At 67.6% G+C, this 22,450-nt stretch carries 18 protein-coding genes and 2 pseudogenes; 15 read left to right on the top strand and 5 right to left on the bottom strand.

All coding sequences use genetic code 11. The features are described 5' to 3' along the window. Window positions 1-132: 132 nt before the first annotated feature. Both GA0070562_RS31055 and GA0070562_RS30735 read right to left on the bottom strand, forming a co-directional pair. On the bottom strand, window positions 133-489 hold the full coding sequence (locus GA0070562_RS31055; protein ID WP_420811445.1) for a DUF397 domain-containing protein: 357 nt from the start codon (window positions 487-489) through the stop codon (window positions 133-135). An 8-nt stretch (window positions 490-497) separates the two neighbouring features. Next, window positions 498-977 carry a Scr1 family TA system antitoxin-like transcriptional regulator gene (locus GA0070562_RS30735; protein ID WP_338060918.1) on the bottom strand — a complete coding sequence of 160 codons (480 nt, stop codon included), beginning with the start codon at window positions 975-977 and terminating at the stop codon, window positions 498-500. A gap of 1,192 nt (window positions 978-2,169) precedes the next feature. On the opposite strand from GA0070562_RS30735, the gene GA0070562_RS20630 reads away from it, so the two are divergent. The 10 genes and pseudogenes from GA0070562_RS20630 (at window position 2,170) to GA0070562_RS20680 (ending at window position 12,841) form a co-directional block, all read left to right on the top strand. After that, the gene (locus GA0070562_RS20630) at window positions 2,170-3,003 is read left to right on the top strand and encodes an N-acetyltransferase (protein ID WP_254663838.1); all 834 of its coding nucleotides are present in this window, start codon (window positions 2,170-2,172) and stop codon (window positions 3,001-3,003) included. A gap of 506 nt (window positions 3,004-3,509) precedes the next feature. Beyond that, the gene (locus GA0070562_RS20640) at window positions 3,510-4,961 is read left to right on the top strand and encodes an APC family permease (protein WP_175438813.1); all 1,452 of its coding nucleotides are present in this window, start codon (window positions 3,510-3,512) and stop codon (window positions 4,959-4,961) included. 232 nt (window positions 4,962-5,193) lie between these two features. Next, window positions 5,194-5,964, top strand: coding sequence for a hypothetical protein (locus GA0070562_RS20645; RefSeq protein WP_244206016.1), 771 nt, complete (start codon window positions 5,194-5,196; stop codon window positions 5,962-5,964). Continuing rightward, entirely contained in the window at window positions 5,961-7,169 is a 1,209-nt protein-coding gene (locus GA0070562_RS20650; RefSeq protein ID WP_091424831.1) for a histidine decarboxylase, read from the top strand. The genes GA0070562_RS20645 and GA0070562_RS20650 overlap by 4 nt, the downstream gene beginning before the upstream one ends. 42 nt (window positions 7,170-7,211) lie before the next feature. Continuing rightward, on the top strand, window positions 7,212-8,357 hold the full coding sequence (locus GA0070562_RS20655; protein WP_091424836.1) for a class II histone deacetylase: 1,146 nt from the start codon (window positions 7,212-7,214) through the stop codon (window positions 8,355-8,357). A 61-nt stretch (window positions 8,358-8,418) separates the two neighbouring features. Then, a complete protein-coding gene (locus GA0070562_RS20660; protein WP_091424839.1) occupies window positions 8,419-9,177 on the top strand; it encodes a class I SAM-dependent methyltransferase in 759 nt (252 codons plus the stop codon). Continuing rightward, on the top strand, window positions 9,174-10,082 hold the full coding sequence (locus tag GA0070562_RS20665; RefSeq protein WP_091424842.1) for a hypothetical protein: 909 nt from the start codon (window positions 9,174-9,176) through the stop codon (window positions 10,080-10,082). Before GA0070562_RS20660 ends, GA0070562_RS20665 begins: the two co-directional genes overlap by 4 nt. A 143-nt stretch (window positions 10,083-10,225) precedes the next feature. Further along, window positions 10,226-10,855: a GNAT family N-acetyltransferase gene (locus tag GA0070562_RS20670; RefSeq protein ID WP_091424845.1), complete on the top strand. Its 630-nt coding sequence runs from the start codon at window positions 10,226-10,228 to the stop codon at window positions 10,853-10,855. 54 nt (window positions 10,856-10,909) lie between these two features. Continuing rightward, a pseudogene (locus tag GA0070562_RS20675) lies at window positions 10,910-12,195 on the top strand (IS256 family transposase). A 337-nt stretch (window positions 12,196-12,532) separates the two neighbouring features. Beyond that, on the top strand, window positions 12,533-12,841 hold the full coding sequence (locus GA0070562_RS20680) for a hypothetical protein (protein ID WP_091424847.1): 309 nt from the start codon (window positions 12,533-12,535) through the stop codon (window positions 12,839-12,841). 425 nt (window positions 12,842-13,266) lie between these two features. Here GA0070562_RS20680 and GA0070562_RS20685 read toward each other — a convergent pair whose 3' ends face one another. Continuing rightward, window positions 13,267-14,211, bottom strand: a complete 945-nt coding sequence (locus tag GA0070562_RS20685; protein ID WP_091424849.1) for an endonuclease/exonuclease/phosphatase family protein — start codon at window positions 14,209-14,211, stop codon at window positions 13,267-13,269. A 272-nt stretch (window positions 14,212-14,483) separates the two neighbouring features. On the opposite strand from GA0070562_RS20685, the gene GA0070562_RS20690 reads away from it, so the two are divergent. Then, window positions 14,484-15,158 carry an HNH endonuclease family protein gene (locus tag GA0070562_RS20690; RefSeq protein ID WP_091425283.1) on the top strand — a complete coding sequence of 225 codons (675 nt, stop codon included), beginning with the start codon at window positions 14,484-14,486 and terminating at the stop codon, window positions 15,156-15,158. Between the two features lie 303 nt (window positions 15,159-15,461). Next, window positions 15,462-15,806, top strand: coding sequence for a hypothetical protein (locus tag GA0070562_RS20695; protein ID WP_091424852.1), 345 nt, complete (start codon window positions 15,462-15,464; stop codon window positions 15,804-15,806). A 223-nt stretch (window positions 15,807-16,029) separates the two neighbouring features. On the opposite strand, the gene GA0070562_RS20700 is transcribed toward GA0070562_RS20695, so the two are convergent. Both GA0070562_RS20700 and GA0070562_RS20705 read right to left on the bottom strand, forming a co-directional pair. Then, window positions 16,030-16,446 carry an ArsR/SmtB family transcription factor gene (locus GA0070562_RS20700; protein WP_091424855.1) on the bottom strand — a complete coding sequence of 139 codons (417 nt, stop codon included), beginning with the start codon at window positions 16,444-16,446 and terminating at the stop codon, window positions 16,030-16,032. Window positions 16,447-16,526: 80 nt separating this feature from the next. Continuing rightward, the gene (locus GA0070562_RS20705; RefSeq protein WP_091424858.1) at window positions 16,527-16,874 is read right to left on the bottom strand and encodes a transposase; all 348 of its coding nucleotides are present in this window, start codon (window positions 16,872-16,874) and stop codon (window positions 16,527-16,529) included. A 167-nt stretch (window positions 16,875-17,041) separates the two neighbouring features. On the opposite strand from GA0070562_RS20705, the gene GA0070562_RS30015 reads away from it, so the two are divergent. From GA0070562_RS30015 to GA0070562_RS30740, 3 genes and pseudogenes are all read left to right on the top strand, one after another. Beyond that, window positions 17,042-17,395 (top strand): CU044_2847 family protein, encoded by a 354-nt coding sequence (locus GA0070562_RS30015; RefSeq protein WP_139135477.1) that lies wholly within the window; start codon window positions 17,042-17,044, stop codon window positions 17,393-17,395. Continuing rightward, a pseudogene (locus GA0070562_RS31060) lies at window positions 17,379-17,909 on the top strand (S1 family peptidase); the annotation flags it as partial. The gene GA0070562_RS30015 and the pseudogene GA0070562_RS31060, both read left to right, overlap by 17 nt. A 2,061-nt stretch (window positions 17,910-19,970) precedes the next feature. Next, entirely contained in the window at window positions 19,971-22,436 is a 2,466-nt protein-coding gene (locus tag GA0070562_RS30740) for a RelA/SpoT family protein (RefSeq protein WP_393353921.1), read from the top strand. The last annotated feature ends 14 nt before the right edge of the window (window positions 22,437-22,450 follow it).

Genomic DNA, 22,450 nt, shown 5'->3' on the forward strand with positions numbered 1-22,450 from the left:
GCGGCCCTTGCTGCCATCGTGGCGTCAGGGTCACGCAGAGTCAAGGCGACCTTGAGTGGCGTCGCCGAGACCCGAAGACCGGTCTCGATCGCCTGGGTGCGGGAAGCACTGTGACGAGATGCTCGGGTTCTGCTACTGCTCCCTTGCGGCCGGAGGGGGTTCCGCGATCGCGGACGCCTGCGTGAAGGTGCACCATTGCCTGGGGGCGAATCGCAGTACCGGTCCGGTGCTGTTCTTCGAATCGCGTACCAGGATCGGTTCGTGGGTGCTGGCGACTTCGGCGCAGTTGCCCTCGTCGCTGTGACTGGACTTGCGTTGGGTGAGCTGGGTACTGGGCCGAATGGTCATATCGAGGCTCCTTCGGTGGGTGCCAGGTCCCCCGCAACGGCGCGGAGGACACGGATACTGATTTGGGAGGCAGGGCGCGGCCTTGAGTCGGCAGTGCAGGCCCCCATAGGGGTCCAGCTCATCTGGATCGGTGTGAATCATGTCGCGGGTCAGGGTGCCGACCGCGACAGGCCGTGACCTCTGCGGGTCGCGATAGCGGTAGATCGAGTACGCCGGCCGGGCGTGCTGTCACCTGTGATCGACGCGTCGGACGGCAGCACCTGGACGGCCACGGATAACGGGTGATTCGTGCATAGGGCGATGACGTGTCGAAGTTGCTCCGCGACGACGACGGGGTCAGCGGCGCGTCGCCGAATCGCACTCTCTCCGATGACGGCTTCGTAACGCGGCCCGTCGGCAACGAGCACCAGGCTCTGGCTGCGAGCGCGGGCGGCAACCGCGGGAGCGGGATCGAACCCGTGGGCGTGGCGGACCGGTTCGCTGCGGAGCCGCGCAGCGGCGTAGGCGGGGGTCTGAAGTAGGCCGGGGATCAGTGAGATGGCGAACTCGGTATCGTCTTGGTGCCGCTTTCCAGATCCGCGTAGATGGCCTGACGGGTTCCCATCCGTCCTGCATCGGCCACCCACCACCCACGCGCCAACCGTCGGCGGCGGCGTCCATAATCGCGGTCCGCCGATTCACGCCCACCGTGAGGTAAGCACAGATTCCGCTGACGAGATCAGTATCAGGGCCGAGATGCCCGCTCTTCAGCGCGCTGATCTGTTGTCTCGAAATCCCAGCGCACGGCGATCGACTCGCCCGTCACATCATGCTCCTCCTGCAGTCGGCGGGTTTCACGTCCGAGCGGTTCAGTTGGCCGGGGTGCGCTCACTGTAACCCCATCATCGCTTGGAGGACTCTGAGTCAGCGGGCAGTACGCCACTGTTTGTGCAGGTCAGATGCTGGTCGGACCGCAGGTCGGTATGCCAAGTCGGACCGGAAGTAGGTATTCCCTGCGCCGACCTCTGCTGGGCATGATCTCCACGAATGAATAACGGTTCAGCTCAAACATTCCATTGCGGATCGGTATTGACGATTACTCAGGCAGGCGGTGCCGCTGTGTTGCTATCGGCGATTGCGGTCCTGGCCAGTCTGGCTATCGGCTGGCTGGCCGGAATGGTCACCTATCGGGCGTCCCGACGGTGGTGTGGCCGGTGCGGTGGTTCTCTTCGCTGCGCGGCCTGCGAACCGGCCTCTGACGGCGGCCAGCTCATCAACGAAGGTCAGCAGCACGTTGGATCACCAGTAGAACCAGGGCAGAGGTGACGGAGTTGAAAAGCGCTGCGAGACGAGGCATCGCCGCGAGGACGCGTCCGTTGGCGGACCTTCCCGTTCGGCTCAAGGCAGCACTGATTGTTCTGCCGACCGTACGAGACGGCGGAGTTGCCTCAGGTGCCCTGCCCGCGGGCGCCGCATCGACCGCCGGGCCGGCCACTGAGGGTGCGCAGCTCGTCCGGTCTGCGGCGACGGCGTCCGCAGGCGCACGTGGTGCCGGGCGTATTGCCGACGCCGTGCGCCAGCCCGGAGTCTCTCGCCCCGATCGATCCGTGGCGACTCGGGCGTAGGTCGTCGGTGCCATGCGGGGTCTGCGGGCCGCGGCGTTCATCCCTCCTCTTCCGCAGCTCCTCACCCTGATAGGAGAACGCTGATGAGCATCAGCACTGCTACCCCCGGTAGTCCCCGGCTTTCGGTGCTGCTGAATGGCGTGGCCCGGCAGACCCCGGTTGTGGCACACGTCGTCGCGGTGTCCGGTGGCGGGAGGCTGCGAGCTGAGGGGCCGTCATGACGGTGAAAGCGGCGCGACACAACGTGCCGGCGAGGGTGGTCGACAGCATGGACGTTCCGCTGGAGATGCGAGGTCCGCAGTCGGTTCCCAACCGGCCGGTCGAACGTGACGATTCTGCTCGCCGGGTACTCGGCTTGCAGGTTCCGGATGAGGCGGTGGTCTGCGCGACCGGCGACGACGTTCCCGTGCTGGCCGCGCTTCTGGCCCACAATCTGTCGGCCGGATCGTTGGGTACGTGGCTGGTGCCTGACGCGGCCGTGCGCGATCGGGCTCTGCGTCGGTATGCCGAGTTCGTACTGATGTATGCGGTGCAGCACGGCCGGGTCGACACGACCAAGGATCGTGCCGCGGTCGCGGTGTGGTTTTCGCGGCTGGAGCCACCGCCGACCGGTGCGGGGTGGGGGTGTGAGCTGCGCCGGTTGCTCGGCCCATTCGCGGCGCGATTCGCGGTGCTGCACGCGGTGGTGCCGCGTACGCCGCATCACTATCTGGCACAGTTCGCGGCCCGTCCTGCGGGGGGCGCGGCGGCGAGGGCGTTGCTGGCGAGCTGTCACGGGGTCGTGGATGCCGAAGGGCTGCCGGCGTACACGCAGGTGTGCGGCAGCGAACCTTGTGAGAGCTTGTTTGGCCAGTTCGGCTACCTGCCGCGGTCACCGATGCTGTTGGGGTCCGGTGGCCCGGTGCTGTGGCGGATGTACCGGCCGCGGCGCGGCGGTGAGCGGCGTGACGGCCTGCCCCGTCGTGTGCGGCTGCACCGGGCTGCGGCGCCTTCTGCCGGCGCAGGGCCGTCGGCGGCGCCGCCGCTTCTCGGTCGGGTCGACACGACCTGACAGCCGTTTCGGCACCTCGATGCACGGCTGCTGGCCGCCGGCCAGCGGGGCGTTTGCATGCACCTTTCCCCTCGATGCAAGGAGGCATTTCTCATGCTGGCTGCTGCGACCCGTTGCCCGTCGCGGCTACGACGGCCGAATGCCGGCCGGTGGCTGTTGGCGTGGCTCGGTGCTGCGCCTGGCGGTGCCGCCGCCGTCACGGACGCGGGAGCTGTGACGTCGCGCGAGTTCGTCTGGGGGTACGCGATCAGGCGGGAGTGGCCGGACGGCAGTCACGACTTGTTCGGGTTCGCGTCGGACGCTCGCGTCGCGCAGCGGCGGCTCGGTCGGGACCAGGACTACTGGCGGGGCGGCCCGGTACGGCCGTTGGCGGTGTACGTCGTGGCCGCGAGCGCGGCCGACGTGGACGGTCATCCGGTGGACGGCTGCCGCCGCACCGGCTGTCCCAACGTGCCGGCGCACTCGCGCTGTCCGGACTCTCCGGATCGGGGGCAGCGGTGAGGTCGATGCATGTGCAGGTGGCCCTGGCTCGGCGGACGTTGACTCCGTTCGGGTTGTGGGTGTTCGGGGCGGCGGCGTCGGCGCCGATGGTGGTGCTGGCAGGAGGCATCGTCGCCACGTACGCGACCACGGGGGTGGAGGCGTTGCCGCTGGTGTTCGTGCTGGTGGCCGGTGTCGTGGCGGTGCTCGCGGTCGGTTACACGGCGATGGCCCGGCAGGTGGGGCACGCGGCGGCGTACTACGGCATCCTGGCGCACGGTCTGGGTCGTAGCTGGGGTGTGGCCGCCGGTCTGGTCGCCCTGGTCGCGTACAACGCGATTCAGACGAGCCTGTTCGGGTTGTTCGGTGCGACGCTGGCCGGGCAGCTCGGCGGCGCGTGGTGGGTGTGGGCGGGCATCGCCGTGGCCGTGGTCGGGGTGGTAGGTGTGCGGGCGATCGTGCTGTCGACTCGCGTGCTGGCCGCCGTGCTGGCGGTATCCCTGCTGATCGTCGCCGCGTTCACGCTGGCCGGTCTCGGGCAGCCGGCGGACGGCGGGTTGTCCTGGGAGGGCTTCGACGCCTCGAGCCTGGCGGTCAGCGGTATCGGCGGTGCGGTCGCCTTCTGCGTGGCCGCGTTCATGGGCACCGACGCGCCGGGCTCGTTCGTCGAAGAGGCCATCGACCGCCGGTCGGTCGGCCGGGCCACCATCGCCGCGGTGCTCGTCCTCGGCGGGGTGTATGCGGCAGCGGCGTGGGCGATGGGCATCGCCGCCGGTCCCCGATCCGTCGCCGACGTGGCTGCCGACCCTGCGGCGGGCCTGCCGTTGTCGGTGCTGGAGCGCCTGGGCGGCTGGTGGGTACCGCTCGCGCAGACGGTACTGATCTGCGCGATCGTCACGTCGATGCTGGCCTTCCATTCGGTCATCGCCCGGTATGTGTTCGCGATGGCCCGGGAAGGCGTGCTGCCTGCCGGGCTCGCAAGGACCGGCAGCGCGACTCGCGTCAGCGCGCCGCGCGGCGGTTCCCTGACGCAGACCGGCATCGCCGTCGTGGTGGTGGGCGGGTTCGCGTCATCCGGCGCGGACCCGGTCGCGGTGATGTTCACCTGGCTGTCGGCCTTGGGCGCGATGGGCTTGTTGTGCCTGCTCCTGGCCGCCTCGGTGGCGGCGGTGCGAGCACCGGCCGGCCTGCGAGGCCCGAAGGCCGGCGTGTGGGAATGGCGACTCGCACCCGTGATCGGTGTGGCGGGCGGGGTGGTGGTGCTGGCCTTGATGGTCGGCAACGTGGACTCCCTGCTCGGCGCCCCGCCGGGGTCACGGGCGCCGCTGCTGCTGCCCGCGATCCTCGTCGCCACGGCCGTCGTGGGCGGGTTGTGGGCCGGGCAGGTGCGCCGGTCCCGTCCGGAGGTCTACGCCGGTATCGGCCGTGGCACACCGGCCACCCATGCCGTACTCGACGCCATCACCGTCTCCATCTGACAAAGGGGCGCAAGTGATGAGGACTCACACGGCGATGACCGGGCCTGGCGGGCGCTACGGCGTCGATCCCCTGCATCCCGGCTGGCGGCCGGAACACCCTCCGGCGGCGCCACCGGGCCCGCGCGCCCCGGCTGTCGGCACGCCGCCCGGCTACCACGCGCCGGGGGAGCACCACCGGCCGCCGCCGCCCCCGGCCCCTCCAACCCCGCCTGCGGCAGTACCCCCGCCGGACATGCCCACGGACCAGCCTGCGCCCGACGGGAACGAGGTGCCGGGACAAGCGCGGCGGTGGGCGGATCTGCGCGTGCAGGTCGCCTACCGGTGCAGGCGGCTCAACACCGGCCACATGGTCGAGGCGGACCAGCGCCACGACACCCGTGAGGCGCTCGGCCCGCACGCTCTGATGCTGTTCTTCGTCTCCGAGGCACCGGCCGAGCCGCACGGCTACCTGCTGCACACCGCCTACCGGCTGTGGCTGGCCTCCCCGGAATCCGAGGACCTGCCCCGGCTCCTGGCCGATCTAGCCGAGGTGGTCCGGACCAACATCGTCCGCGCCGCCTCCGCCGGGCGGCGGTGGCATCCGCTCGGGCCGGACGCCTCGATGGTCAACGGCGGAGACATGAGTCCGCCGCCGGGCGCCACCTACGTCGGCGTCGGGGTCAGCACCCTCGACTCCGACCAGGGCCGCTGGCAGCAGGTCGCCCGCACCCTCCGGGACGGATCCGGCGGTCGGTACCTGTCGGCCTTCGACCTCAAGGGCCAGTGCTACGTGCTGCTGACCGACGGCACCGCCCTGCACCTGGACCGTGACCCCCAGGCCCGCATCGGCGTCGACGGGATCCGCTGCACCAAGACCCTCGACCCGGACCGGCCCGCCTACTGGCACAACCCGCACGCCAACCTCACCGAGCAGGGCGACGACGCCACCCGCGAGCTGTGGCGACGACTCGGCATGCTCCACCACACCCTCACCTCCCACCTGCACGGCGGACGGCCGGCGTGACCCACACCCTGAGACTGGCCGCCGCCGCGGACCTGAGCCGCGCGCCGATCGACATCACGGCCGTGCTTGACCACCTCGTTCGCGCAGCCGACGCCACGGCGGCGACGAGCATCGGGTTCCCCGGCGCTGTGGACCTCGACCACACGGAGGTCATGACCCGCCTCGGCGGCAGGCTGTGGAACAACATCGGCGACCCCGCCGACGAGGGCGGAATCGCGCACACCCGGGCGCTGGAACGCGCGGTCATCACGTGGACAGCCGACCTGCTCGCCATGCCCGCAGACGACCGGTGGGGCTACGTCACCACGGGCGGCACGGAAGGCACCCTGTCCGCCCTGCACGCCGCGCACCGGTGGAAACCGACGGCACGGATCTACTACTCAGCCGCCGCCCACTACTCCGTGGCCAAGGTGGTGCGCCTGCTCGGCGCGCACGGCATCCTGGTCCACGCGCGTCCCGATGGGGAGATGGACTACGCGCACCTCGCCGAGCAGCTCCACCGGCGGCGCCGCTTCCCGGCGATCGTCGTCGCGACCGCCGGCACCACCATGACCGAGGCGGTCGACGACACCAGCCGCATCCGCGCGGTCCTCGACGAGCATCACGCAGGCGGGCATCTGCACGTCGACGCGGCCCTGTCCGGCATCCCCCTGGCCCTCGACGGACGGCTGTCCCTCGATGACGCCAGCGGCATCGGCAGCGTCGCGATCAGTGGCCACAAGTTCTTCGGCACACCGACGCCGTGCGGCATCGTGCTCATCCGCGATCACCTACGCGCCGCCGGTTCCCGGGTGGCCTACACCGCCACGGCGGACACCACCATCACCGGCTCCCGCTGCGGCCTGTCGGCCGCGCTGTTGTGGCATGCCATCGCCGTTCACGGACGGGAGGGGCACCGGTGGCGGGCCAGCGAAGCCCGCCGGCTGGCCGCCTACACCGTCGAGCGGCTCAACGCCGTCGGCTGGCCCGCCTGGCGGCACCCGCACGCCTTCACCGTCGTCCTGCCCACCCCACCCGAGCACGTACGCCGAAAGTGGCTCCTGGCCACCGACGGCGACACCAGCCACCTCATCTGCATGCCCGGCATCACCCCCGGCCAGGTCGACGCCTTCGTCGCCGACATCGCCGACACCCGCCCGCGAATCCGGCCGATCCCGCGACCGAGACCGGCAACAGCATCTCCCGCCAGCTCCCACGCGCGCTGACCACACCAGCACCAGCCACCCCACCGACGAAAGGCAACCATCATGACCACCGGATACGTCTTCCATCCCGAGTACCTGTGGCACGACACCGGCACCAGCGCCGGCCTGCTACCCGCCGACCCGACCGCCGGCGTCCAACCCGCCGTGCACGTCGAGAACCCCGACGCGAAGCGACGCGTCCACGAGCTGATCCACGCCTGCGGACTGCTGGGCGAGCTGATGGTCATCGAGCCCCGGCGGGCCACCGTCGCCGAACTGACACGCGTGCACACCCCCGCCTACGTCCAGCACATCAAGACCCAAAGCGACCTACGCGGCGGGGGAGGCGACGCCGGAGACGGCTTCTCACCGGTCGGGCACGGCAGCTACGACATCGCCCGCCTCGCCGCCGGCGGGCTGATCGAACTCGTCACCGCCGCCGCCCACGGCGACATCACCAACGGCTACGCCCTGGTCCGCCCACCCGGCCATCACGCCACCGCCAACCAGGGAATGGGTTTCTGCCTGTTCAACAACATCGCCGTCGCCGCCCGCCACGCCCAAGCCGAACTCGGGCTCGCACGCGTCGCGGTCGTGGACTGGGACGCCCACCACGGCAACGGCACCCAGGCCATCTTCAACGACGACCCGAGCGTGCTCACCATCAGCCTGCACCAAGCCGGCTGCTTCCCACCCGACTCCGGATGGACCCACGAAAACGGCACCGGCGACGGCACCGGCTACGCCCTCAACGTGCCCCTACCACCAGGCAGCGGCCACGCCGCCTACCTCAACGCCATCCACCAGGTCGTCCTCCCGGCACTGGACCGCTTCGCCCCCGACCTGATCCTGCTCGCCAACGGCTTCGACGCCAACGTCTTCGACCCCCTCGCCCGGCAGATGCTCACCGCCGCCTCCTACCGAGAGATGACCCGCCTGCTCGTCAGCGCCGCCGACCAGCTCTGCCACGGCCGGCTCATCGCCGCCCACGAAGGCGGCTACAGCCCCTTCTACACCCCCTACTGCGCCCTGGCATTCCTCGAAGAACTCACCGGCACCACCACCCACGTCACCGACCCCCTCGCCGCCGTCGTCGCCGGGTACACCGCCGAGCCCTTCCTGCCCCACCAGTGCGAGGTGATCGCGGCAGCCGCACAGCTCGTCGAACGGATCAGCCCAGCCGCCACCAGCATCACCGGCTCCCAGTAAGGCAGCACCAGCACCCGACGCCACCGGCATCACCCGCCACGCCGACATCCGGAGCACCGCCATGACAACCACGCTGCCGGCCCACGCCGGGCCGATACACCTACTGCTGAACCCGAGCATTCACACGGTCCTGGACCGACTCGACATCCGCACCAACCAGCGGGTGCTGGACGTCGGCGCCAGCGAGGAGAGCACCACCCTCCTGGCCCGGCTCGTCGGCCGCTACGGGTCCGTCACCGCCGTCGACGCCGACACCGGCCACCTCACCGACACCGCCGTCATCAACGTCCACCAGCTGGACCTGAACCGTGACCCGGTGCCCGGCCACGCCGCCGGCTACGACCACATCCTCGCCCGCTGGCCCCACGGCACCCTGCGCGACCCCGCGGACCTGATCGCGCAGATGACCACCCGGCTGCGCCCGGGCGGCCGGCTCGTCCTCGCCGACATCACCACCACCGCCCCCCGGATCTACCGGGCGCCCGACGACGAGTCCGCCACCCTCATCCACACCGTCCTGCAGCAGGCCCACCGCGCCCTCACCGGCCCGCATGGCGCGACCTGGACCGCCGACCCCGAAACCCTGCTGTTCAGCCATGGCATGGTGCAGCACTGCATCCATACCACCACCGAGACCTGGACTGGCGCCGACCCCGGCTGCCGGCTCCTCGCCGACGTCATCACTCACCTGCGTCCCCGCCTGAACATCACCAACGCGGACCGGTTCGCCGACCTCATGACCGACCCCCGCGTACTCCTGGGCTCCTACGAACGCCGGGTCATCCACGCCCGCGCCGCAGATAAGGCACGACAAGCATGACCCACCTGACCCTCAAGGCCCGCCGGCAACGTGCCGCGCTCCTCGGCGGCAGCCTCGTCCTCGTTCTGCTCACCGCCTGCCATGCCGATCCACGACCGGCCGGCACCGGGTCCGCCGCACCGCGCCCCGCCAGCACACCAGCTGCAGCCGCCACCGCCGCAGGGCTCACCGCCCAGCAGCGCCTGAACCTGCTCGCCGATACCATCAGCACCGCCCCCGCCGACACCACCGGCGGACTGCCCTACACCTACCTGCACCTGCAGAGCTGGACACGCGCGAGCACCACGATCGTCCGCACCGACGTACGGCGCTGGCGGCACGACGCGGACGGCTCCGGCCGAGAAATCATCCGCCGGGCACCGGACCTGCACGGCCTCAACCACCAGCCCACACCGCAGGAGCGCCAGGAGTTCAGCCGGGCCGTACCGCACACACTGCACCACGGCATCGGTGACCTGCACCCCCACCTCCCCGGGGACATCCCCGCCAATCCCCGCGAGCTGATCCGACTGCTCGCGCCGCCCGCGCTGGCCGACGAGCCCGCCTACCCCAGGATCCTGACCAGCGGCATCGTCGAACTGGCCACCAGCCAGCACCTCAACCCACGGCAACGAGCGACGACCCTGCGCGCCCTGGCAGCGGCCCCCCACCTCACCTACAAAGGCACGACAACCGACCTCGCCGGCCGGACCGGCATGTCCTTCCAGATCGTCGCCGACGGATCCACCTCGACGCTGCTCATCCACCCGGACACCGGCGACCTGCTCGCCGCGACCGAATGGATCAACCGCGGACGCCGACCCGGCCTGCACTCCTACACCCTCCTGCTCGCCCACACCCGCACCCGCAACACCGAAACGCCCACCTCACCTACCACCGCCGCAGCCGTGACCCGCCTGCGGTGACAACCCGGCCAGCCGACGTGCCAGAGGGAAGGCTCAGCGGGGCGGGGCCCTCGTGGCCGGCGACAGCGGCTCTCCCGTCCACGACCGCCGGCCACCCCAACCAGCACGACGACAAAGGCAGCAAGAGAAAGGCAGGGCACGAGGTGCCGCACCACATCCGGGCCGCGCGGTGGCGCGAACAGGACATCGTCGCCACGGTGATCGCCGAGGCCCTCCAACCCACTTCCATCGCCGCCTGGCTGATACCCGACCAGGAACAACGAGGCCGAGTCTTGGCCGACGTCGTCGCCATCTGGGTCGAACACGCCATGCTCTACGGCGACGTCCACGTCACCAGCGACCTCACCGCCGCCACCGTCTGCTTCCACCAATACGGGCCCGTTCCACCACCGGCCGACTACGCCACGCGCCTCGCCACAGCCGCCGGCCCACACGCCGAGCGCTTCCGTCTCCTGGACGACATCATGGACAGCCGGCAACCGACCACGGCGCACTACCATCTCGCCTTCCTGGCCGTGCGCCCCACGCACCAGCGGACCGGCAAGGGCCGGGCGCTGACGGAGCACCTGCGCTGCCGGCTCGACCTCATCGAACTGCCGTCCTGGACCCTCACCCTCCCAGCCGGGCAACACCTCCTCGCCCAGGCCGGTTACGACGCTGACCACGCGATCGTGCGCCCGGCCGAGGACGTGAGCATCCAACCGATGTTCCGTCGCCCCGGCCAGCGCGACCAGACCGCCACCGCAGTGCTCCGCTCGGGAGTGTGGATCTAAGGGTGTTTCCGGCCTGACCTGCCGGGCGTTGTGCCTGGTGAGGAGGGTGCCGTGATGACCGCGACACTGAACGACCAGACCGGACGCAGGAAGCGGCCCGAGCCGTCGGCGGAGGCGAAGGCCGCCGCCGAGCTGGTCCGGGCAGCCAAGGAGCAAGGGCTGTCCCTGACCGGTCCGGACGGGCTGTTGAAGCAGTTGACCAAGACGGTCCTGGAGACCGCGCTGAACGAGGAGATGACCGAGCACCTCGGCTACGAGAAGCACGACCAGGCCGGTGTTGGTTCGGGCAACATCCGCAACGGCACCCGGTCGAAGACCGTGTTGACCGAGGCCAACGGGCCGGTGCAGATCGACGTGCCGCGGGACAGGGCAGGCACCTTTGAGCCGCAGATCGTGCGCAAGCGGCAGCGGCGCCTGTCCGGGGTCGACGAGGTCGTGTTGTCGCTGTATGCCAAAGGCCTCACGACCGGGGAGATCAGCGCGCACTTCGCCGAGATCTACGGGGCTTCGGTGTCGAAGGAGACGATCTCGCGGATCACCGACAAGGTCATCGAGGAGATGACCGACTGGTCCCACCGCCCGCTGGACGAGATCTACGCGGCGGTGTTCATCGACGCGATCGTGGTCAAGGTCCGTGACGGGCAGGTCGCCAACCGGCCGTTCTACGCCGCGATCGGCGTCACCCTCGACGGGGAGAAGGACATCCTGGGCTTGTGGGCCGGCGCTGGCGGTGAGGGCGCGAAGTTCTGGATGAGCGTGCTGACCGACCTGCGCAACCGGGGCGTCAAAGACGTGTTCTTCCTCGTCTGCGACGGTCTGAAAGGCCTCCGGAAGTGGTCACGAACGTGTGGCCGGCCACGATCGTGCAGACCTGCATCATCCACCTGATCCGCAACACGTTCCGCCTCACCTCCCGCAAGTACTGGGACGCGCTCAAGCACGACATCAAACCGATCTACACCGCCGTCAACGCCACCACGGCCCGGGCCGCGTTCGACGACCTGGCCGACAAGTGGGGCGACCGGTATCCGGCGGTGATCCGCCTGTGGGACAACGCCTGGGCGGAGTTCATCCCGTTCCTCGACTACGACGTCGAGATCCGGCGGGTGATCTGCTCGACCAACGCGATCGAGTCGTTGAACGCCCGCTACCGACGGGCAGTCAAGGCCCGCGGCCACTTCCCCAACGAGCAGGCCGCGTTGAAGTGTCTGTACCTGGTGACCCGGTCCCTGGACCCCACCGGAGCAGGCAGAACCCGATGGACGATGCGCTGGAAACCCGCGTTGAACGCCTTCGCCATCACCTTCAGCGACCGCTTCCCAGCCGCTGAAACCTACTAACCAAGATCGCCGGAAACACCCTTAGCGAGACAGGCCCCTCCGCTCGGCTGGCCGCCGTCACGATTCCCGAGCCTGACCCGCGATCGACAGTTTGTTCGGGCCCGCTGCGGGGGTCTGGGATCGGCCCCTCGCGGCCTAGCCGGCGTGGCGCGGGGCAGGAAGGCCGAACTTGTCACCGCCGAGTTGACGTCGGGGGACCAGGCCCGTTCCACGATGTGCGGACTGACGGCGGAGATGGGCTTCGGGGAGAGGAGTGGTTGACCGGCAGCCGAAGGCGCAAGGACAGCGGCGACGGCGGGGCCAGCGATGAGAGCCGTTCAGGGCCTAACCTGACGCGGTGTCGATCAGCAGCAGCGAGTTCGAGGCGTGCCGGCGGCTTTTCACGTACCGTGCGGGGATCTGGGTCTACCGTTTGGCGATCCTCTTGGCTGTTTTTCCGTGGCTGTTCCGGGCGGCGGGTGTGCGGCTGATGTCCCCACAGGGGGCGGCGATGATGGCTGCCGTTGGCTTCATCCTGGTGTTGGCCGGCCATCGTCTCGTTCTGCGCTCCCATCAGAGAGAGGGGTATCTCGGTGACGGCTACGACCCGTTGCGGCCGCCGGGCGGCCTGGTTGCCCGAGATGTGTTCCGCCTGACGTATTGGTAGCCGCATCGGTTCGACCAGCCTGCGGCGGTTTGCCGGGCTGGTCAGCCGAGCGGAACGACCTGCAACCGGCCCACGTGCCCGTTGCGTGCCCGATGGGGTGGGCGACGACCGTCAACTACGGTCAGCTCCCAGGTGTGACGGCCAGCATAGCGACGCAGCTTAAGCCAGGTGATTGCCGAGCGGCTCCCCACCCGTTCCCCCACACTTCCTCAACCGCGTGTGGCCAGTCCGTATTCTGCCAGAGCTCGACAATCAGCTAACGGTCGGTCACCTGCCCTGACAGGCGAGAGGCCGCGGCGTCAGTCGTGTCTTCTGGACAGCCCTCGCCCAACTAACGTAGCCATTTATCGCGTCGCCACCGCCGCCGAGCTCGACGACATCGTGGCGCGTAGCGTCGGTCGCTGCGTTTCCCGGCCGCCCGCGTTTTACCCGTGGAATCGGGCGACGACGGGGGCATGGTCTGGTACGACGGCCTTCTCCCGGCTGCGGGTGGAGGCGCCGATGGAGGTGATGTCATCGACGAGGGAGTCGACGGTGGTCAGCTGGAGTTGGAGGTCGCGGGTTGCCAGGATGTGGTCGATGAGTTCGCCGTTGCCTTGGTAGATGCGGGAGTATGCGCCGGTTGGGGGGAGGCGTCGTCCGAGGTTGTACAGCCGGACGGCGTCGCCTTTGTCGGGGCGGTTGACGTCTCCGTCGGCTGGGCCTTCGAGCAGGACGGTGGTGATGGCGTCCGGGCCGTCGTTGAGGTCGCCGCAGAGGACGGTCGGCATGCCTGGTTGGCCGTCTATGGCGGCCGCGGCGAGGGTCTCGTTGAGGTGTACGCGAAGGGCGACGGCTTCGGCGGTGCGCCGCAGGAGGGCGTAGCCGGCGCCGCGAGCGCGTTCGTCTTCGTTGAGGGGGTAGCGTCGCCCGCCCGGGTAGGTGAGCAGTTTGCTCTTCAGGTGCGCGGTCAGCAGCCGCAGGCCGGCGCCGCCGCAGTCGACGTGTACCTGAAGCGCTCCGCGTCCCATGTGGGTGAGGGTGTCGCCGTCGACGTCGGGGACCGCAGGCAACCCGGAGGGCGGCAGCGCGAGGATCTGCGCTTCTTCGGTGAGGGGATGCCGGGCGAGGACGGCGACGCGGATGCCGCGGCTGTCCGGGTGGGAGGACACGACGGCCTGCCAGGGCTCACCGAGGGCAGCCCGCAGGTCCTGTGCGGCCCGGAGGCTGCCGATCTCTTGGAGGGCGACGACGTCGGCGCCGGTGCCGGCGATCAGACCGGCGAGGTAGGTGAGTTTCGCGGTGTAGGTGTCGGCCGCCGACGTGTCGGTGTCCTCGGGTGGGAACAGGTTCTCGACGTTCCATGTCATGACGATCAGGTTGTTGGCCACCGTCGCTCCCGGAATAGCAGGTGTCGTGCCAGCCTGAGAGTCGCACTCTAGGGCGTCGGATTGTCGCTGATCGCCAGTTCGTCGCCATCTCGACAGGCGCGATCGGCGGCGGGGCAGCGGACCGGCGAGTTCGCCCGGGGCCGGTGGCGCGGACAGGGAATGGCTGTGATCAGTGTTCGTGGGAGCCTTCCCACTCTTCACAGTGGTGACCGTCGATCGACATGATGGGGCGAGATGGTCGCTGTCCACGACGGATGCCCGAGGAGGCCCTCATGCGACTCACCCGACGACTCGCCACATCTGCGTTGGCGCGGCGTGCCATAGCCGGAGCAGCGGTGGCGGTGGTCGCCAGCGCTGGCCTGGTCGCCGTCGACGCCTCGGTGGCTTCGGCGACACCGCCCGGTATTCCGTCCAAGGCGAGCGCCCAGTCGCAGCTCAACGCTTTGACGGTGAAGAGCGAGGGGTCGACGAGCGGGTACTCCCGGGATCTGTTCCCGCACTGGATCACCATCAGCGGGGCCTGCAACACCCGCGAGACGGTCCTCAAGCGCGACGGCACGTCCGTGGTCACCGACAGCAGCTGCGCGGCGACCTCCGGCCGCTGGTACAGCCCGTACGACGGCGCAACCTGGACCGCCGCCTCCGACGTCGACATCGATCACGTCGTGCCCCTCGCCGAGGCGTGGCGCTCGGGCGCCAGCGGCTGGACGACTAGCCGGCGGCAGAGCTTCGCCAACGACCTGACCCGCCCGCAGCTGATCGCCGTAACCGACAACGTCAACCAGGCCAAGGGCGACCAGGACCCCTCCACGTGGCAGCCACCGCTGTCGTCCTACCGGTGCACCTACAGCAAGATGTGGATCACCGTGAAGTACAACTGGGGGCTGAGCCTGCAGTCGTCCGAGAAGTCCGCCCTGCAGAGCATGCTGAACACCTGCAGCTCCTGACGCCCCAAGGAGTCCGCGCGCTCACAGCCCCACACGTCGCCGCCGGGCGGGCTACGACTGAAAGCACGTGCGGGCTTCCGAAGCGAGGAAGCTGATCACCGGATGCCAGTGACGCTGTCATCGGGCGGCAAGCTCAACCCCCGGGCTTGCCGCCTCCACGCCGACACTGGCAGCTGCGACGACAACGGCGGTGGAGCGAGCCATATGACGACCCCATCCGGACGGCTGAGTGGCTGCCGGTCGATAGCGTTGGATCTATGGGGTGAGAGGGCGTAGCCCGGCGGGGATCTAAGGGAGGGGCGTATGGAACCGTGGTCCGTGGCGCAGGTGGACCAATGGCTCGACTGGGTGCACGACCGCCACGACGAGTTCGACTACCGCTACATCTACTTCGCGTACCTGGCGGCTCGTGCGCCTGATCCGCGTGACGACGAGATCACCCTGACTGTTGAGCCCGACGGTGGTGTCAGGTTGCAAGCGGGCAACGACGACCGTGGACTGCGGCTGGCGAACGACGACGAACGGACCCAGTTCGTCAATCACCTACAGCGTCGGTACTGCCGAGACCGATACCCGAGCATGCGCGAGTGGGAGCAAGCCCGGCATGCTGACTTCCTTGAAGAAGCCCAGTGGCGGTACGGACGGTAATACGCGCTCCCATAGCCCACCAGCGCGGGTCGGCGGTGGGATGCCGCCGCAACTCCTGTGACGGAGCGGTGCGTGCCTGCAGCACTGTGCAGGCCAAGTGGTCAGCACACAGGCCGCATGAGCCGAGCGGCGAGTATGTCGAAGCGAGGGAAACCGGATCTTCCCGCAGCCAAATGGCCATCGCCAAAGCGAACGCTATCGCCTGCAGACAGGCGCCCCCGCCTTAACCCGTGACGCTTAGCGAGTCACCCTGGTCGCTCGCTCGCTTGCGGGGCGGCGTCAACAGCTCGGCGAGCGCCGCGATCGCGGACGGCACCAGGCGGTAATAGGCCCAGACCCCACGCTTCTCCCGCTCGAGCAACCCAGCCTCCGTGAGGATCCGAAGGTGATGACTGACGGTCGGCTGGGAGAGGCCGAGCGGCGCGGTGAGGTCACTGACGGACGCCTCGCCCTCAGGAGCGGCCTGAATCAAACTGAGCAGTCGCAGTCGCAGTCGCAGTCGCAGTCGCAGTCGCAGCCGAGCCGGATCGGCGACGGCCTTCAACACTCCCGCGAGCCGTTCGGCATCGGCACGCTTGATCGGCTCGCCGGCAAGCGGCGAGACAGCAGGGGGCAGCGGTCTTCGTGATTCCCAAGCCATGCATCTTGCACCAAACACCATCAACAAGCTGGCGGAACCCAGTACCAGACTTGAGCTACCGCCTGCGCACCCCAAAGTCTCTACAAGATCCGGGGCGGTTCAGCTCGTCGACGAGCGTCACGACCGTCGCCGGGTCGGGTCGAGTTCCGAGGCGAAAAAGCCGACGCGGCCTTCAAGATCTCGTTGGCCCGCTTCAGCTCCGCGTTCTCCCGCCGTAGCCGCCGCAACTCCTCCAACTCGGAGGTCGTCGGCCGGTCGTCACGCTGACCCCGGTCGGCCTCGTCCTGGCGGATCCAGTTCCGCAACGCCTCGTGATGCACCCCAAGCTGGCGGGCCAGCTGGCCGATCACGGGCTTCGGGTGCGACTCCCGATACAAACGCACCGCACGTACACGCAGCTCATCGGGGTACTTCTTCGGTGCTGCCACGGATGACTCCCTTCAGCTCCATCAGAGCATGATCGAAAGCCTCCGAGCTACCGGGGAAACCTCACCGCTGCGGTCTTTGCTGGACGGTGGTGACTCTGGGGTCGTGCGCCTTGCGCGGCTCCGCTACTCTTCGCGCGTGTTGCATTACGACTGGCGAGGAGTGCAGCGTGAACGAGGCAGCCGGAAGTATCGAGGTTTCGTCTGTGGTGCCGCTGCATGTCGACGGACACTTGATCTATCTGACTGGCGCAGTCCTAGACGCACACCAAGGTAGCGATGAGGTTGACGTAGCGTCCCGACCGCTTGATCTTGATCAGGCGCTTGCAGCATTGACGGCTTTTGCGACAAAAGTCGGCGATCGCCTTAAGCAGGCCGACGTCAGCCGACTGGCTGTCGAGTTCTCCTGCGAGTTCGCGGTTGAGTCCGGCAAGTTAGTAGCGGTGCTAGGGAAGGGATCGACGAAGTCTGGCATCAAGGTCGGCCTTGAGTGGGACAGAACCAGGTATGAGCAGCCATGTTAAGTATGGCTGGGAGGACTGCCTCCGGGCAGCCGTGGTGGCCGTCGAAGTTCCTGCGACAAAGGGGGCGCGGCCAGTCCTAGGGACCGGTTTCGTAATCGCACCGGGTTTGGTAGCGACATGTGCCCACGTGGTTGCCGAGCAGGGTCAGCCGCTTCCTGAGATCGTCAGTGCAAGAGCAGTAGACGCTGAGGTTGAGCTCGTTCTTGAAGTATCGGCCGACCGCTGCTTCCGCACGCCTGCTGGGTTGGACCTGGCGTTGCTACAGGTGCGCGAGACGTCCATTCCAACTGACCTTCCGCCGGTGCTCGCGAGTCACGTAGTCGCACTGGGAGATTCACTATGGACCTACGGTCACCCAGCTGGCATGTTCCGTGCAGGTCAATCGGCCACTCTCGACTACGAGGGTCAGTCGCGGCGCAGCGAGGTCGACTCGTTGCGACTACTGCGGGGGCGCGGGACGTGGTTGCCTGAGGGTTTCAGCGGAAGCCCTGTCGTCAACCAGCGCACGGGTGCAGTCTGTGGCATGATCTGCACCTCGGCCAAGACGGGCAGTGCGCACATGTTGCCCATCGACGAGATCGTAGGTCGATGCGAACCGGCACAAGTTGCGCTATCAACGGCGCCAACTATTCACCGCCGCTGGCTCGATTCGCTCACCGATGAACAGATAGGTGCAGGTGAATGGGTATATCCTGGACGCCAAGTCCGTGCCTATCTAGCGCTCGCATCCCGGGCAGCCGCCGCCCATCCGTATAATTTACTATCTGGAGCCGCAACTCCCCCACTGTCCACTGTTTATGTTCGACAAGCTGCTCGGCGCCGAGATGCGGGAGATTCTGAAGTTGAATTGACGCAAGCGCATCCGGCGGACATCGTGTTCAATGGTGAACAGGATGCCATACTTGTCGGCGGTGCTGGCGCAGGCAAATCGAGCCTATTTCAGGTCGCCATAACAGATATTGTAGATCGTTGGCGGGACGGTGAAAGCGTCAATGTTCCTGTCCGTGTGCAGGCGGCAGACATACTCGCCACCGGTCGCCTAGGTGAAGCGATCGCCCGAAGCGTGCGGGCTGAACTAAACTTGCTGGTCGCCAGCGTTTGGTCTGCCGAGTTCTTTGAGCAGCCGCCTTTCTTCGGTGCACGCTGGCTGGTCTTGGTTGACGGCCTTGACGAGATTATGGACACGCACAAGCGGCAACGAGTATTTAGGATGATCGAGGGCCACCGCAGTGGCGCCGGGTGCGTCCACCGATTCATTCTGGCTACCCGTCCCGGAGCAGTAGAAGGCATTGCAGGACCGGAATGGGAACCTTTTCAGTACGAGTTACTTGCCTTTGACGACGAACAGCGACGCCAACTTGTCCAGGGCTGGTTCACCCAGTTGAACGTCGCTGAACCCGGCAATACCGCAGCGGAGTTCATCAAGGAGCTCACGCATCTTGGCTTGGACGAGTTGGGGCGAAATCCGCTCATGGCCACCATTCTATGCCAGCTTTTCATCGCCAGCCCTGACCGTCGCCTTCCGCCAGGCCGATCGCGGATCTTCCAAGAATTTGTTGAACTGCTGCGTGAACGTCAGCACAGCGACGCCGAAGGCGGTGTTCGCCAGCAGCTGCGCCACGCACTAAGCCGCTTTGGTGCGGACGCCGAGCAAGCAGGAGAAAGGCTCATCGCCGAAGGTGAGAAACTTATTGGCCGTCTAGCCGCTGACCGGCTAGACGGTGACACCACCTTGGCAGTTGACAAGCTTGACGACTGGACCCGTGACCTACGCGGTGCAAGTGTCCCGGAGGCGGCTTGGCGAAGCTTGATCGTAGACTACCTTCGGGGCAGTGGGGTTCTGCTCGCTTGGGGCGACGATTTCATGTTCCTGCATCAGACCGTTCAGGAGTATCTGGCTGCTCAGTTTATCCCTGGTGATGCCACCCGTGCTGACGCGGTCTTTTGGGATCTATTCAACAGGTCGGCCGGCGGCAAGATGCTGGCTCCCGTTGCATGGCGGCAGTCCCTTGCCCGGTTTCTCGTCGCTGCTTGGGAAGAGTCGCAGGCGATGGCAAGGGCTCTGCACTCCCTCGCCTCCACTGGTGGCTTGAGCGGAGCCTTGTTTGTGGCTGCGGTTATCGATGACGCCTGCTACGTCTCCCCCGAAACCGTCGCTGCTGCGGTCCGCACGTTGTCCGCCGCCGCCCGCGACACTCGAACTTCGACAAACAGTCGCCATCTTGCCATCGTAACTTGCCTTCGGCTCGATCGTCAGGCAGGACTAAATCTTGCAGCAGAAATCGTTATCGATGAACGGCAAGACCCTGTGCTGCGAAATCCGCTCCTGCGAACTATGGCATCCATGGCGGGAGACGGCAATAACCGGTCGATGGACGACGGCGATGGGAAGGCCATCGGTGGTGACGAGTGGATTATGCGGCAGCTTCTCCAGCTCGAGGGTGTCGATGCTGCGGCTATCCTGTCGGCAATAGCTCGCCACCGTCCGCCACGCAAGCCCAGCCCCCAAGATCCGGGATCCGAACAGCGGCAGCGAGTGTGGGCCGCCGACGCCCTCGCGCGATCCGGAAACACCTTGGGGCGGCAGCTTCTCGTCGACCTTGCAACTGATCGGCGACTTGACGCTGCCGAACGGCGAGCAGCAGCGTCGGCTCTGCATGCCACAGGGGACGGCCGGGGTGCCACCTTACTGCGCAGGCTTGCCCTCGATGAATCCCTGAAGGGCGCAGAACGTCAACTGGCAGTCCACACTCTGCGAGTGACTCCAGGAACGAGATCGCCTGTTAGGCGGGTCGTCAATAGGCTCGGTTTAGGTAGGGTCCTAAACATCGCGCCCACGGTCAGTGTAGTTCTCGAGCCCCTTGTTGCCTGCCACCGCCAGCACTATCCCCGAGCAGATGTGCGTGTCTTGCAGCAGGCCTTCGATGCCGCAGCCTGGTGGCATTCCGGTCAGTATCGAAAGTCTGGCGACCCGTACATCACCCATCCGCTGGCGGTTGCAACCATCCTGGCGAACATGGGCATGGACACCGGAACGCTTGTCGGTGCGCTACTCAGCGGCACGACAGACGGCAGCGGCTACGATGTTGCTCAACTCCGTGAGGAGTTCGGCGGCGAGGTGGCGAGTCTCGTCGATGGAGTTCGGAAGCTCGACCGGCTCCCTTCCGTTGACGACGGTTACGCCACCGTCCGGAAGGTGGTCGGAATTATCGCAGGAGATCCACGTATCTTGGTGATCAAGCTCGCGCGGCGCCTCCATAACCTTCGTACGCTTACTTACGAGGTTCGAAGCGAGCAGGAACGAGTTGCTAGGCAGACTCTCCAACTTTGGACGCCGCTTGCGCACCGCGTCGGCATGAATACGATGCGATGGGAGTTGGAGGATCTGGCGTTTGGGACGTTGTTCCCGAAGCGGTTCGAGGAGATCAACCGGCTGATCGGGGAGCACCAGCCGCAGCGGGAGGCGCTGCTGCGCCAGGTGACCCAGAAGGTGTCCACCGACCTGAAGGCCGCCAAGATCAAGGCGGAGACGACCGGGCGGCCGAAGCACCTCTACTCGATCTACCAGAAGATGATCGTGCGGGGGCGGGACTTCAACGACATCTACGACCTGGTGGGTGTGCGGATCCTGGTCGACACGGTGCGGGACTGCTATGCGGCGCTGGGGGTCATCCACGCCAACTGGCAGCCGGTGCCGGGCCGGTTCAAGGACTACATCGCGATGCCCAAGTTCAACATGTACCAGTCGTTGCACACGACTGTCATCGGGCCCACCGGCAAGCCGGTGGAGATGCAGATCCGCACGTACGCGATGCACCGTGCGGCGGAGTTCGGCACCGCGGCGCACTGGAAGTGCAAGGAGCACAAGGGCACGCCGCTGGTGGGCCCGCCGGCGCACATCGACGAGATGACCTGGCTGCGGCAGCTGTCGGACTGGCAGCGCGAGGCGACGCACCCGAGCGAGTTCCTCGACGCGCTGCGCTTCGACCCGTCCAGCCAGGAGGTGTACGTCTTCACGCCCAAGGGTGACGTCATCCCGCTGCCGACCGGGTCCACGCCGGTGGACTTCGCGTACGCGATGCACACCGATGTGGGGCACAAGTGCATCGGGGCGCTGGTCAACGGCAAGCCGGTGCCGTTGGAGTCGACGCTGTCCAACGGTGACGTGGTCGCGATTTACACCTCGAAGTCCGACACCGCCGGCCCGACGCAGGACTGGCTCGGCTTCGTGAAGAGCCCTCGGGCGCGGACGAAAATCCGGCAGTACTTCAACAAGGAGCGGCGCGAGGAGGCGATCGAGGCCGGCAAGGACGCGATCGTCAAGGCGATGCGCAAGCAGGGCATGCCGTTGCAGCGGATGCTCACCTCGGACGCGCTGATGGCGATCGCCCGGGACCTGCACCTGGCCGACGTGGCCTCGCTGTACGCGGCGGTCGGCGACAGCCAGGTCTCCGCGCAGTCGGTGGTGCAGAAGCTGATGGCGTCCTACGGCGGCGAGGAGGGCGCGGCGGAGGACATCGCCGTGGCCACCTGGCCGCCGCGCAGCCGGCAGAGCAGCGCCGACCCGGGCGTGGTGGTCCACCGCGTCAGCGACGTGTGGATCAAGCTGGCCCGCTGCTGCACGCCGGTCCCGCCGGACTCGGTCTTTGGTTTCCTGACTCGTTCCGGCGGGGTGAGCGTGCACCGCGACGACTGTGCCAACGCGGAGGACCTGCGTGCCCAGGGCGAGCGGGTGGTCGAGGTGAGCTGGAAGCTGACCTCCGCCTCGGCGTTCCTGGTGGCGATCCAGGTGGAAGCGCTCGACCGGCACAAGCTGCTCGCGGACGTAACCCGGGTGCTCTCCGAAGAGCGGGTCAACATCCTCTCCGCCACCGTCACCACCACCCACGACCGGGTGGCGGTGAGCCGGTTCAGCTTCGAGATCGCCGACCCGAAACACCTGGCTCACCTGCTCGCCAGGGTGCGCAGTGTCTACGGTGTCTTCGACGCCTACCGGATGATGGGGGGACTGCACCCGGTTCGGTTGACTCCTGACCTGTGAGGATCTGTTCCTCG

This window comes from Micromonospora tulbaghiae (assembly GCF_900091605.1).
Classification (GTDB): domain Bacteria; phylum Actinomycetota; class Actinomycetes; order Mycobacteriales; family Micromonosporaceae; genus Micromonospora; species Micromonospora tulbaghiae.

Bases quoted from the DNA above. Each gene is read 5' to 3' on its own strand.
- GA0070562_RS31055 (WP_420811445.1), bottom strand. From the start codon at position 489: ATGATTCACACCGATCCAGATGAGCTGGACCCCTATGGGGGCCTGCAC.
- GA0070562_RS20640 (WP_175438813.1), top strand. From the start codon at position 3,510: ATGCATGTGCAGGTGGCCCTGGCTCGGCGGACGTTGACTCCGTTCGGG.
- GA0070562_RS20645 (WP_244206016.1), top strand. From the start codon at position 5,194: ATGCCCACGGACCAGCCTGCGCCCGACGGGAACGAGGTGCCGGGACAA.
- GA0070562_RS20665 (WP_091424842.1), top strand. From the start codon at position 9,174: ATGACCCACCTGACCCTCAAGGCCCGCCGGCAACGTGCCGCGCTCCTC.
- GA0070562_RS20700 (WP_091424855.1), bottom strand. From the start codon at position 16,446: ATGGCTTGGGAATCACGAAGACCGCTGCCCCCTGCTGTCTCGCCGCTT.
- GA0070562_RS20630 (WP_254663838.1), top strand. From the start codon at position 2,170: ATGACGGTGAAAGCGGCGCGACACAACGTGCCGGCGAGGGTGGTCGAC.
- GA0070562_RS20690 (WP_091425283.1), top strand. From the start codon at position 14,484: ATGCGACTCACCCGACGACTCGCCACATCTGCGTTGGCGCGGCGTGCC.
- GA0070562_RS20695 (WP_091424852.1), top strand. From the start codon at position 15,462: ATGGAACCGTGGTCCGTGGCGCAGGTGGACCAATGGCTCGACTGGGTG.
- GA0070562_RS20660 (WP_091424839.1), top strand. From the start codon at position 8,419: ATGACAACCACGCTGCCGGCCCACGCCGGGCCGATACACCTACTGCTG.
- GA0070562_RS20655 (WP_091424836.1), top strand. From the start codon at position 7,212: ATGACCACCGGATACGTCTTCCATCCCGAGTACCTGTGGCACGACACC.